Below are 11,826 nucleotides of genomic sequence, written 5' to 3'. Positions count from 1 at the left end.
TATTTTTATACTCTTTTTTTCTATGAATATTTTGCGGTTAATTAGATACACAAAAATTAAAAGGCTTTGGAGTAAAGGAAGCCGCCATTACGATCAAGGTAATGGCGACCACAAGGAGCAGAAATAATTAGGAACGAGAGGCAGGATGGTCATACAACTCTCTAGCCCTAGACTCAGTTAAATAAGGCCATCAAAGCCTCGAAGCTTTAACGGTCCAAATTAATTGTTAATGGCTAGAAATTGTACGGTAATGACTATTTTTCATCTGGAAAGCTCTATTTGTTTCAACCCACGGTGCTGGAAGGATGGATTGGGCTCCACGCTCAAGCTCATTTAATGTTGTTTTAAAGTTTAACCAAGCTAATTTATAAAAATTCCTTTTTTCTAAGTCCTCTCCTGTATCTTCCAAATCTGAATACCAGGAATTAATTAGACTGATATTAGGTTCTGCTTTTGTATCGGCAATGGCAAAGCAATCTAATCCTTTTAAAGAGAGCCACCTTTCCAAAACAGGGAGATCCTCTTCTGTTAATTCTTGGGAGTATTTTATATACTGTGGTATAGGAGGATTCCCTTTCCAGTTTCCTTCATCATCAATTAATTCTTTAGATGCCTCAATAAAGGATTGCTTATTTTTAATAACCCAAAAACTTTCATCTTTTTGGTCGAAGAAATCGGTTTCATTTGCTCTTAAGTTATCCCCTACCGTACTCCAGAATAATACTGCGTAGATTGAACTTAAAAAGATTAGTTTTTGTACTTTTCTCATTTTTTTCTCCTGTTAAGTGATAACATCCATCTTTTTCATACTCGAATGTTAACCAGAGCGCTATATAATATTATGTTCTTATTTAACTGGGCGTTGATATGGCCTTCAGTCACTTTGTTTGTATTTTTTCAGCTCGTTCAACAGAATACCTCTTATCCTAAGATGTTCTTTCGTCTTTCTAGAATTTTTATTATGAAGTTGCATATTTATCAATAATTAAAGAATCAGAAAAAAATTAGAAGTTAAGGAGAGGGCGTAATAAGAATGCTCATTTTCATAAGACGCGGGATAGAAAATTATAAAATTCAATGCTTTCTTGCAAAAAATTTTCAAAAACTGGTCTTTTTATTACTTTTTAATTATGCCCAAAATTTGTATAAATTAGGCTGTTTTAATAATTCATTACAGCCTAATTCTAAATTTTCAAAGGCCCCTAAATTGTTTAGTTTATTCTAGGATTGCTTTTTTGAGGTGGAGGAAAATCGCTTCATTGCCAGCGATGATGCTGCCTTTATCGAGGAATGATTGCTCGCCCTCAAAATCACACACATAGCCACCTGCTTCTTTGACAATCAAAGCGCCAGCAGCAATATCCCAAGCTTTTAAGTTCATTTCAAAGCAACCTTCCAGGCGTCCCGCGGCGACAAAGCATAAATCCAAGGCAGCGCAGCCAAAGCGCCGCATCCCAGATACTTGCTTCACAAGATTGCGAAAACCATTCGTAAATTTTTCTGAACTACCTCGAGCGCCGTAAGGGGTTCCACAGGCAAGCAAGGCTTCGTCCAGATGCTGGCGTCCGGAAACGCGTAGACGGCGTTGATTTAAAAATGCCCCGCTTCCTTTTTCAGACCAATAAAGCTCGTCAACGACGGGATTGTAAACCACGCCAGCCACGACTTCACCTTTGCGACGGAGTGCAATTGAAACAGCAAACTGAGGTATCCCATGTAAAAAGTTAGAGGTTCCATCAAGGGGATCAATAATCCAGGTGTTGTCAGCATCCTCACCTTGAATGGTTCCAGATTCCTCAATCAAGAAGCCATAAGGCGGTCGAGCCTTTTGTAATTCTTGGATAATAATTTTTTCAGACCGTAAATCGGCGGTACTAACGAAATCCCCTAAATTTTTACGAGAAACTTGAAGTTGTTCAATTTCACCAAAATCACGAATTAACGCTCGGCCAGCTTTTTGAGCGGCTGCGACCATGACATTGATAAGTGCTGAACCAGTCAGCATACGCTGTGATGACATGGGAATTCCTTTCTAAATAGACTTTTTCGCAATCGAAAGTTTTGTTTTATTTTTAGGAAAAAGATTTAAAGAACCTCTAGGTATCTAAAATTACCTACAGGGTTCCGCGATCTTTTTGCCCCTATCATAACGCAAAACACAACAGTAACGAAAGAGGTCGAATAAACATCCCCCGATCATCACAATCAGGGGTAAATTTTTTTAAAACTTACGAGCGATTCTTATTTCGCGCGTTCTACATAAGTTGCATCAGCTGTATTTACAACAATACGCATCCCCGCTTCAATATGCGGTGGCACCATAATTCTGACGCCATTTTCCAAAATTGCTGGCTTATAAGAGGAGCTAGCCGTTTGTCCTTTAACGACAGCATCGGCTTGATCAATTGTCAAAATAACGGTATCTGGCAACTGAACGCTGATCGGGCGCCCTTCATACATGGAAATATTCACAATCATGTTATCTTGCAAGAATGCAGAGGCATCCCCGACAAAATCGCTGGAAATTGTAATTTGTTCAAATGTCTCTTGATCCATGAAAATGAAATCATCACCTTCGGCATAAAGGTACTGAAATGGACGTGCTTCTAAATGAACACGTTCCACTGTGTCGGCAGACCGAAACCGCTCATTCAATTTAGTTCCTTCGATCAAGGCTTTCATTTCAACTTGCATGTAAGCGCCACCTTTACCAGGTTGGGTATGCTGAGTTTTTGTGACCACCCAAAGCTTGCCATTATAATTTAAAATATTACCAATACGAATTGATACACCGTTAATTTTCATACCATTACGATCCCTTATAAACTATCACAATAACTTATCGCTTTTGGCGAAAAATCTCAACTACTTCGTGCGCCATTGATAATGCTTCGGCTTTTGGGCGTTGGAAGAAATTACGTCCAATAATTGATCCAAAACCACCCCCTGCAACAATTGCCTGTGCATCTTCTAAGACGGATGTAACATCTTTAGACTCACCACCAGAAAATATGACCATACGGCGACCATTAAAGCAAGCGTCAACCACATGCTTCACCCGCGCCGACAACGTCGATACATCCACGTATTTTTCATACAATGACTTGGCGGATTTCATCTCTAGGTGTGCCGTTGGCAGCTTAACTTTGACGATATGGGCCCCCAGTTCGCAGGCCATATGGGCTCCATAGGCAATAATGTCTGCTGCTGTTTCGCCGTCCTTTGACAGGGCGCCACGCGCATAAGACCAAACGATAACGGCAAGGCCGCAAGCTTTTGCTTCTGCCGCAAGCTCTCTTAATTCTTCAATTTGCTCATAGGACATATCGGATCCTGGATAAATGGTAAATCCGATCGCAGAGCATCCCAGCCGCAGGGCATCATCGATGCTGGCGGTTACGGCTTGGTCAGGTGCATTGTCGTTTCCAAAAAGAGAGTTGCCACTGTTAATTTTAAGAATTGTCGGAACTGCACCTAAAAATGTATCAGCACCGGTTTCGAGCAGTCCAAGAGGGGCGGCAAAGGCGTTCATCCCCCCATCAATCGCAAATTGATAATGATAATGGGGATCATAGGCAGCGGGCGTCATAGCAAATGCTCTAGGGCCGTGTTCAAATCCTTGATCAACGGCTAAAATCATCATTTTACCTGTTCCACCTAACTTACCATGCATTAAAATGCGGGCTAAGTTTTGTTTAACACCAATTGAATCCGCTTCATAATTTGAGAGGATCTTACGAACCTTTTGTGTAATGCGCATACCAGGATTTCCTTAAGATAACTTTTCTCAATCATATACACATCGTGATCCAAAAACTAGTTTTTTAGCCTGTAATTTTTTAGTGTTGGCAAGCGCTATATATGACAATTAAGGTATTTCTTACCATAATTAATTTTTAAAAATTAATTATACATTCAACAAATTTTTTAAATTAATTCTAAAAATTCTCGTAATTAAAGGATATTTAGTGCACGTAGATTGAACGCAAAATCGTTCTTAAACGATTTTTTAGAGTAGTAGAACTCTATGCAAACGCATGCATATAACATGCTGCCACTTCTAATTTTTTGATTGCAGATTAATTTAAGTTTTTAAAATTAAGAAAGGTCCATTGAAAAACAGCTTACAGGAACATTATGTAAAAACTAAAAAAGGACACTCGATGCGTTACGTCAAATTTACGATTATTACCCTGTCTTTTATGATGCAAATAATAGGTCGACAACCTTGTTTAGCTGCAGAAAAGGGAAAAGAAATTAGTGACTTAGGAGAAGGAGCTCCTTCCTCTAGTTCTTTAGAGGATGGCAAGGAAGAATTTTCTTTAGACCTGGCTTTAGAGAACTTTATGAAAGAGGAGCCTAACCAAGCGCGGAAGCGTTCTTTATCTATTTCTGAAAGTACGAGTACTAATTCCAAAACTACTAAAAAACAAAAAACCTCTCAAAAAAGTTCATTTAGAGTTGCATTAATTAAAGCAAATATTCTTTCTTATAAAGACATCATAAGAAAATATGATGAAATTTTCAAAAAAGGAGATAGATCAGGTTCAAGCACGAGCGACCACGAAAATGAGTTGGGGGAAGATGAATTAAACTTAGGAGTTTTGGAGGGTGAGGATATAGAAAATTCTGAGATAATCCTAACGCAACATACTATAAAAGATGGGATTGCTGGCACTATATTTTTAAAGAGAGAAAGAGTTAAAGCCGCGCCCTGGGTCGATTCTATTCTAGATCATATTGCCACAGATGGTGAGGATAAAACTCTTCCTTTACCGCTTTCGGGAAATGCCTATAAAATTGATTCAGCTATTATATTTATAGAAGCAAATACAAGGATATTTGCTATCCCTTTAGGAAACGGTTACCGTCTCCTGAATTCTGATAGCATAGAGCAGGATTTTGGCTTAAAGGTAGCTTTAAACGCCGTGGATACGAGTAAAATTAGGGAACTAGGAAGTCAGACAATATCCTACAATCCGCGGGCTACAGTAACTACTTATAATATGCCAGTTGATCTAAATCAGTTTGCTGTAGACGCTAATAGTTTAGTAAAAACAATTTCCGCTGATGTTTCTAAAGGCGAGGATGGAATAACTTATAGGATGGTAAGTTATGGTGCGTATGTGCAAGTAGGTCGTAAACTTGAAATTGATCGTTTACCTGACCTTTGCCTAGAACTTTTAGAGTATGATCAAAAAAAAAGATTATAAGAGAAAATTTCCCTGGATTAAAAATATTCGCCCTATTACGGAGAAAGACACCATCTCTAATTTACAAAAATGCCTTTTGTCTGCCATAAAAGGTGAAACTTCTGAAACGTGGTATCTCTCTCATCCATGGAATGTTGATGTAACCAACCGAGATTCTAATATACCTGCCCATTATAAACTTAATTCGACAAGAAAACGTTATAGTAATTTAGAAGAAATCGCTGATTATCTTAGAAATTTAGCTGGTGGAAGTAATTTTTCTATAAAAAAATTCAAAACGCAAAAAGTTTTTGCCGTTGATGAGGATACTCATGAGACCATTAGTGAATGGAATATGTACAAGGGGATAATATTTGAAACTGCACAACAAAAAGCAAGATATGTCCTTCATGAAGGGATGTGGTTTATGTTGGCTCTCGATTATGTTGCAGAAATTGATAGTTATATAGAGAAAATCTGCTTAGAGGATAATAAGCGTCTTAACCTACCTGACAAAGGGCCTAAACAAAAAGAAGGCCCCTACAATGCAAGTGTAACTTCTAATAAAGGTTCTTTTTTACTGTTTGACCAACGGACAGTATAGCCCCTTCTACCCATACTCATGCAACTCCCATTGAGGTATGTGACCTGCTGACAAAAGAAAAACAATTAGTTCATATAAAGGATGGGACTGATTCTTCAGTTCTTAGCCATTTGTTTGCGCAAGGATCCGTTTCCGCAATAACTTTAAAAAGAGATAATGGTTTTCGTTTAGGGACAAAAGATAAGTATGGACGCGCTGAAATACTTAACTTTTTAAAGAATAAAACCGCATTACAGTTTCAGCGTATTAAGAATAAATGGCTGATAGAAGCAGCCAAGCACACTGATTGGAACAGCAAGATAGGGGGTTTATTGGCCATGGATAAGAACATACTAGGCAACCTAAGAAAAGGTAACGAATTTACCGAAAAGCAGGTTAAAGAATACATATCTCCAAAAAAGCCTATTTCCTTAACTGACACCCACTTATATGAATTTTATGAAAATTACTTGTTTGAAGAGTTGCGTGATAAATTTACAGAAGCTTGTAAATTAGATAATTCCATAGAACAGGAAGAACGAGACCAAAAAATATTTGGAGAGTTTATAAAACTATCAATAAGCGTCTTGGGAAAAATACTTATTACTGATTCTCTTGTCAAAGAAATCACAGAGACTTGCTATAATAATCAAATTTTATTGAGTCAATTAATTCCCTTTCAAAAATTTAATCCGTCAGATTATCAAATAGTCTATGGGATTATAACAAATAAAACGGGTAAGATGGCTGATATTCTTCCATTTTTTAGCCGAGTTAATTTAAGAGAGCATGCTACAAGAATAACAAATGAAGGCTATAAAGTAGGCGTTCAAAAAATTGGAATTGTCCAAATGTAAGGTAGAAAAAGGGCAAAAAAGATAGCTTAATTGATGGAGAGTAAAAGAAGATTAAGATTCTTTTACTCTCTCGGGAGCATTAAAGATGTTCTTCCCTTTTAACGACTGACCTGAAGCCATCTAAATTTTGCCTTGATACACCAAACAGATTGGCAAAAATTTTGTGCTTACAAAGTCGCGCGTTGAAAGAACTCTTACATTAATAATCGGTCCAGAAGTTTATGGATTGCGCCTTGAACAGCCCGTTCGGTGGCGATTTCTACTTTTTTACCGCGTCTGAGTGCGTCTTTGTTTGTGGCAAAATTGTCATTGGTATAAGTTTCAGCAAAAACAGTGGCTTTCGTTTTTTTGTTCTGTAACGTGAATTTTATATGCACTTCCGTTTTAGGGCTTTCCCCAAAGGATTGCTGCTGGAGATCAGCAATCTCGGCTGTTAAATGATAGGTAGAATTGCTAGAAGTCGATTGCATATTGGCGGCTTGGAGGGATTGCTCAATGGCTTCTTTTAGTTGAGTATTGCTAATTTTTGTGTCGGTATAAAAAGATGTCTCCGATCCGCCAGTTACCTTTTCTACCTCTATGTTCTGGTAATATCTCGATGTTTTAGTAACTTTATTCTTTTCCGGGACAGTATAAACCATATCCGAAACATCGGCTGGATTGCTGCACGCCGATACTGCAATTGCCACGAACAAGAATAAGAAAAATAGGGGCATTGTCTCATCAATTATAAAGAGCTCGTCCTACTCTCAGCATGCCATAGATCAGTAAAAAATAAGTTAATCCGATATAAGTTTAGTTATCGACTCTCATCAATATTTTCGAAATGTTGAGGAGAGTGTTGAGTAAATAATTGTGGCTGGGGCTCAGGATTTTCGTGCTCCATTGTACCAGGCATTTCATCCACCATACTGTCAGGCATCATCGGCTCTAATTGATCAGGATGAAGAGTGGGGGAGAAGGTGGGGAATTGTGTTGTGTTATCTATGGCCGACTGAGGGCTTGGAGAAGGGAGAAGGGCGTCCTCGGCAGCGGATGGTTGTTGAGTTTGAGTCAGGGGTCTTTCTAGTATCCCTGGTTCCAGCGGCATCTCTATAGCCGGCGTAAGGTCATGTACCGGGTCGGATGGTGGCGTTTGATCCACAGGAATGGTGGGGGCTATTGGTTGGTCTAATCCTCTTTCCGCGGGCATAAGTCTACCTGGTTCCTCCATTGTGAGAGCATGATCGGATGGTTCACCCATGGTATTTTCCTTCCAGTAACCATCAAGAGTGGCGGAATCAGAGAATAATTCACTTGCTGCATTATGTTGGCTATCTATTGAGACCTTTTTTGGCGAAGGGGTAAAGGTTCGACTGATCCCTTCTCCTCGATCAACGTCCTGTGGTGGTATTGCGCCAAAAAATAATTTTATCTTTGCCATGAACCCTGTTTCTTCTTCTGCTTGAGAATAAGATAGACATAATGACAAGATCATTATCGACTTTAAAATTCTATTCTGCATTGAGTGGCCTCCTTCATGGTTTTAATAAATATATGACTCATGAAAGTTAAAATTTAGTTAAGAGGAGAGAATTCTGATGAAAACATCCCCTGTCAAAGAGCACTATAATAGGTATATATTGCGTCTTTAGGAAACGGATGGCATAGTGTTCCTATCTTAAGGCTGGGCCAAAGGGAACGGGGATGTTTTTATATATGAGAGGCGATCATGATCCAAAATTTTTTTGGTTTCCAATCTACAAGCCCTGAAGAGCGTACTCGACGGGTGAAAGAGGTCTTCACCAGTGTAGCATCCAAGTATGACATAATGAATGACTTGATGAGCTTAGGAATCCATCGATATTGGAAGTCTAGCTTTATTAGCAATTTGCCCATCAAACTGCATGACCGGATTTTGGATGTAGCGGGAGGGACAGGGGATATCGCCTTTAAGATTTTAGAATCATATCCTCACCTTAATCCTGCTGTCACTGTCTGTGATCTGACGCCTAGTATGGTGCATGTGGGGCGGGAACGCGCTTTGGATCGCGGGTTAATTCATAATCTTGACTGGACCTGCGGTAATGCTGAACAATTACCATTCCCCGATAATAGTTATGATATTTATACAATTTCTTTTGGGATGCGAAATGTGACTCATCTGACTCAAGCGTTGACCGAGGCTTATCGTATTCTAAAGCCAGGGGGGCGTTTTGTGTGTTTGGAATTTAGTAAAGTCCAGCTCCCTCTCCTGGAAAAAATCTATGATCGTTATTCCTTTGAGGTATTGCCGTGGTTGGGCGATCTCGTGGCTAAGGATCGTGCCTCCTATCAATACTTAGTTGAGAGTATTCGTCGTTTTCCTGAGCAAGAACAGTTTGCTACCTTATTAAAAAGCTCAGGATTTGTTGACGTACATTGGAAAAATTTCTTGGGTGGTGTATCCTGTATTCATAGTGCCTTTAAAAAATAAACGATGAATGACGATAAACACTCAAAAATATACTTCTTCTGACGCTTTATTGGTTGATATTCAACAGCTTCCTCATGGTAAAGATTTGCCGTTGCCTTGCTATGGTACAGCCTACAGTGCCGGCCTTGATCTATATGCCGCAATAACAGAGGATATTATTCTAAACCCTGGCGATATTAAATTGGTTCCTTCTGGAATTGCAATTGCCTTGCCGATTGGGTTTGAAGCCCAAGTTCGATCTCGATCTGGATTGTCTTTAAAAAACGGCGTCGTTGTATTGAATGCGCCAGGAACCATTGATGCCGATTATAGAGGCGAAATTATGGGTATTATGACCAATTTGGGAACTGAACCGTTCACAGTGACACGGGGATTACGATTTGCGCAAATGGTTATTGCTCGGCATGAGCGTGTGGATTGGAATATCGTGAGTGGTCTTGAAGAAACTATTCGTGGCAGTAACAGATTTGGATCAACAGGATTAAAGGGCTAGGCATTCGATGATTAGAATTGGACGCAGCTTTGTCATTTTATTTATTTTTCTATTGCCGTCATTGGTGCTTGCGAACGCTGAAAAACTACCCTTGCCTCGTTTTGCCTCTATTCGGTCTAACAAAGTTAATGTTCACGTCGGGCCTGGGAAAAGTTATCCCATTGAATGGACCTATACTCGCCAGGGATTACCGGTGGAAATCATAGCTGAATTTGATACCTGGCGACAAATCAGGGATTCCGAAGGGGCAAAGAGTTGGGTTCATAAAAGTCTGTTGTCGGGTAAAAGAACGGCTTTGGTCACGGATCATCAACGTAAACTGCGCATGAAGCCAAAAAAAGACGCTCGTATTGTTGCATATTTAGACCCTGGCATTATTCTTAAGGTCAAAAAATGTGAAAAAGAATGGTGTCAGGTAGAGGCAAATAATTATTCTGGATGGATTCGTAAAAAAGCCATATGGGGGGTTTATGCGCACGAAGAAAAGGTCTAAGTTGTGGATCTAATTAAATTTATAGATGTCAGTTATACGATGACATCAGGTGCCCCCATTCTAAGTGATATTAATTTGACCATCTCAAAAGGTAAGATCACCACCATTATTGGTCCAAATGGGGCAGGGAAAACGACTCTCTTAAAGTTGATGCTGGGGCTAGCAAAACCGAGTTCAGGCAAGATCCATCATTTGGCTAAAGTGCGAGTAGGCTATGTTCCCCAAAAGTTGAAATTGAATCCATTGCTTCCTGTTACGGTTGAGCGATTTTTACAATTAGCGTCTCCTCTCGGCAACAAAATTTTGGCGGAAAAAATTAATCGGGTTCTTCATGATGTTGGCGCCTGTCATTTAAAGCAGCGTTGGATGCGTGAGTTGTCGGGCGGTGAAACGCAGCGAATCCTCTTAGTGCGAGCTTTAATGCAAGATCCGGATTTGTTGGTCTTGGATGAGCCAGCGCAAGGAGTCGATATTATGGGGCAAGCTGATCTTTACCAACTGATAGCCCGCTTGCGTGATCAGATTGGCTGCGGCATTGTTTTGGTTTCGCATGATTTGCATTTGGTTATGGCAGCGAGCGATAACGTCATTTGCCTTAATCAGCATGTTTGTTGTTCGGGTAGTCCCTCGGATGTCCAAAGTCATCCCTCCTATGCTCAATTATTTGGGACAAGGGCAGAAGCAGCCTCGCTCGCCATTTATACGCATCATCACACGCATCATCATGATATACCCTGTACCCAAGGCCATGATCATGATTGAATTATTACAACAAGAATTTGTGCAGCGTGCCTTAGCGGCAGGAATAGGTCTTGCAATTCCTTTGGGAATTCTTGGGTGTTTTATGCTCTGGCGCCGGATGTCTTTTTTCAGTGATGCGATGGGACATGCGGCAATATTGGGGGTTGTGGGGGGACTTATCCTTCATATCCATCCACAAGTTGCCGTTGCGGGTATTGCTTTGCTTGCTGCATTTATCTTGTCGCGCCATCGAGATAACTCTCGCTTACCGTTAGATACATGGCTGGGGGGAGTGTCTTACGGTGGGTTGGCCTTGGGATTATGTTTGATGGCGCTTTATCCGGCTGTGCGTCTTAACCCAGAGGCTGTTCTGTTTGGCGAGATTTTAAGTGTTACATGGGCTGATGTATTTTGGGTTTTTGCTGTAGCGATCGGGACACCTTTGCTGTTTTTGAAGATTTGGCGATCGGTGGTGCTCATTACAATGGATGAAGACTTAGCTGCAACTAATAACATCCCTATTTACCCTATACAAATGATTTTTTTGACGACAATTGCCTTGGTCACGGCTGTGGGATTGAAAATTACAGGGGCTCTGTTGTTGCCAGCCTTGATGATTTTTCCGGCTGCCACAGCATCTTACTTTGCACGCTCTCCTGAAGGGATGGTGGTGATAAGCAGTTTAGTTGCGGTACTGTCCTTTATAGTGGGGGCTTTGGCATCCTTTTGTTTTGATCTCCCCACCGGACCCGTGATTGTTGTTATCTCTTTGATATTTATGGTGATAGGATCCGTTGCAAAAAAATATTGAAAAAATATGTTGCAAATTTTCTACGGATGGGCAATAAAGAATACACATAGTTTGAAAGAACTTTTCCCCAAAAAGCGGGCGTAGCTCAGGGGTAGAGTACAACCTTGCCAAGGTTGGTGTCGAGGGTTCGAATCCCTTCGCCCGCTCCAAAAAAAAACTTCCTAAAATATCCTTCAATATCCTTGTTCATTCGTTAACAAA

General features: G+C 40.1%; 14 protein-coding genes and 1 tRNA gene. 9 read left to right on the top strand and 6 right to left on the bottom strand.

The window, feature by feature from the left end; all coding sequences use genetic code 11:
* Window positions 1–226 precede the first annotated feature (226 nt).
* The 4 genes from ID47_RS04280 to ID47_RS04260 all read right to left on the bottom strand — a co-directional run bounded on the left by ID47_RS04280 (window position 227) and on the right by ID47_RS04260 (window position 3,760).
* The gene (locus ID47_RS04280; protein ID WP_038464250.1) at window positions 227–769 is read right to left on the bottom strand and encodes a hypothetical protein; all 543 of its coding nucleotides are present in this window, start codon (window positions 767–769) and stop codon (window positions 227–229) included.
* Between the two features lie 447 nt (window positions 770–1,216).
* Entirely contained in the window at window positions 1,217–2,020 is an 804-nt protein-coding gene (locus ID47_RS04270; RefSeq protein ID WP_232223266.1) for an inositol monophosphatase family protein, read from the bottom strand.
* Window positions 2,021–2,241: 221 nt separating this feature from the next.
* Complete coding sequence (efp, locus tag ID47_RS04265; protein WP_038464245.1) at window positions 2,242–2,805, bottom strand: elongation factor P; 564 nt, start codon at window positions 2,803–2,805, stop codon at window positions 2,242–2,244.
* A gap of 34 nt (window positions 2,806–2,839) precedes the next feature.
* Window positions 2,840–3,760, bottom strand: a complete 921-nt coding sequence (locus tag ID47_RS04260; RefSeq protein ID WP_038464242.1) for a class I fructose-bisphosphate aldolase — start codon at window positions 3,758–3,760, stop codon at window positions 2,840–2,842.
* A gap of 403 nt (window positions 3,761–4,163) precedes the next feature.
* Between ID47_RS04260 and ID47_RS13645 the strand changes: the two genes are divergently transcribed.
* Genes ID47_RS13645 through ID47_RS04245 form a run of 3 tightly spaced genes read left to right on the top strand, consistent with a single transcriptional unit; the run spans window position 4,164 to window position 6,632 of the window.
* Complete coding sequence (locus ID47_RS13645) at window positions 4,164–5,213, top strand: DUF6119 family protein (RefSeq protein WP_038464239.1); 1,050 nt, start codon at window positions 4,164–4,166, stop codon at window positions 5,211–5,213.
* The gene (locus ID47_RS13640) at window positions 5,191–5,796 is read left to right on the top strand and encodes a DUF6119 family protein (protein WP_038464236.1); all 606 of its coding nucleotides are present in this window, start codon (window positions 5,191–5,193) and stop codon (window positions 5,794–5,796) included. Before ID47_RS13645 ends, ID47_RS13640 begins: the two co-directional genes overlap by 23 nt.
* The gene (locus ID47_RS04245; protein WP_269516740.1) at window positions 5,793–6,632 is read left to right on the top strand and encodes a TIGR04141 family sporadically distributed protein; all 840 of its coding nucleotides are present in this window, start codon (window positions 5,793–5,795) and stop codon (window positions 6,630–6,632) included. Before ID47_RS13640 ends, ID47_RS04245 begins: the two co-directional genes overlap by 4 nt.
* 194 nt (window positions 6,633–6,826) lie before the next feature.
* Here the strand turns inward: ID47_RS04245 and ID47_RS04240 are convergent, their stop codons facing one another.
* Window positions 6,827–7,348 carry a hypothetical protein gene (locus ID47_RS04240; protein WP_038464230.1) on the bottom strand — a complete coding sequence of 174 codons (522 nt, stop codon included), beginning with the start codon at window positions 7,346–7,348 and terminating at the stop codon, window positions 6,827–6,829.
* 83 nt (window positions 7,349–7,431) lie between these two features.
* The gene (locus ID47_RS04235; RefSeq protein WP_038464228.1) at window positions 7,432–8,136 is read right to left on the bottom strand and encodes a hypothetical protein; all 705 of its coding nucleotides are present in this window, start codon (window positions 8,134–8,136) and stop codon (window positions 7,432–7,434) included.
* A gap of 207 nt (window positions 8,137–8,343) precedes the next feature.
* Between ID47_RS04235 and ubiE the strand changes: the two genes are divergently transcribed.
* From ubiE to ID47_RS04205, 6 genes are all read left to right on the top strand, one after another.
* Complete coding sequence (gene ubiE, locus ID47_RS04230; RefSeq protein ID WP_038464225.1) at window positions 8,344–9,087, top strand: bifunctional demethylmenaquinone methyltransferase/2-methoxy-6-polyprenyl-1,4-benzoquinol methylase UbiE; 744 nt, start codon at window positions 8,344–8,346, stop codon at window positions 9,085–9,087.
* A 7-nt stretch (window positions 9,088–9,094) separates the two neighbouring features.
* Window positions 9,095–9,580 carry a dUTP diphosphatase gene (gene dut, locus ID47_RS04225; protein WP_198022345.1) on the top strand — a complete coding sequence of 162 codons (486 nt, stop codon included), beginning with the start codon at window positions 9,095–9,097 and terminating at the stop codon, window positions 9,578–9,580.
* A 7-nt stretch (window positions 9,581–9,587) separates the two neighbouring features.
* A complete protein-coding gene (locus ID47_RS04220) occupies window positions 9,588–10,073 on the top strand; it encodes an SH3 domain-containing protein (protein WP_038464222.1) in 486 nt (161 codons plus the stop codon).
* Window positions 10,074–10,112: 39 nt separating this feature from the next.
* Window positions 10,113–10,835 (top strand): ATP-binding cassette domain-containing protein, encoded by a 723-nt coding sequence (locus tag ID47_RS04215; protein ID WP_084676033.1) that lies wholly within the window; start codon window positions 10,113–10,115, stop codon window positions 10,833–10,835.
* Window positions 10,828–11,625: a metal ABC transporter permease gene (locus tag ID47_RS04210; protein WP_038464216.1), complete on the top strand. Its 798-nt coding sequence runs from the start codon at window positions 10,828–10,830 to the stop codon at window positions 11,623–11,625. Before ID47_RS04215 ends, ID47_RS04210 begins: the two co-directional genes overlap by 8 nt.
* Before the next feature lie 74 nt (window positions 11,626–11,699).
* Window positions 11,700–11,774, top strand: a tRNA-Gly gene (locus ID47_RS04205).
* Window positions 11,775–11,826 lie beyond the last annotated feature (52 nt).

This window comes from Candidatus Paracaedibacter acanthamoebae (assembly GCF_000742835.1).
In the GTDB taxonomy this organism is placed as follows: Bacteria; Pseudomonadota; Alphaproteobacteria; order Paracaedibacterales; family Paracaedibacteraceae; genus Paracaedibacter; species Paracaedibacter acanthamoebae.
This window is presented reverse-complemented; position numbering and strand designations above follow the sequence as displayed.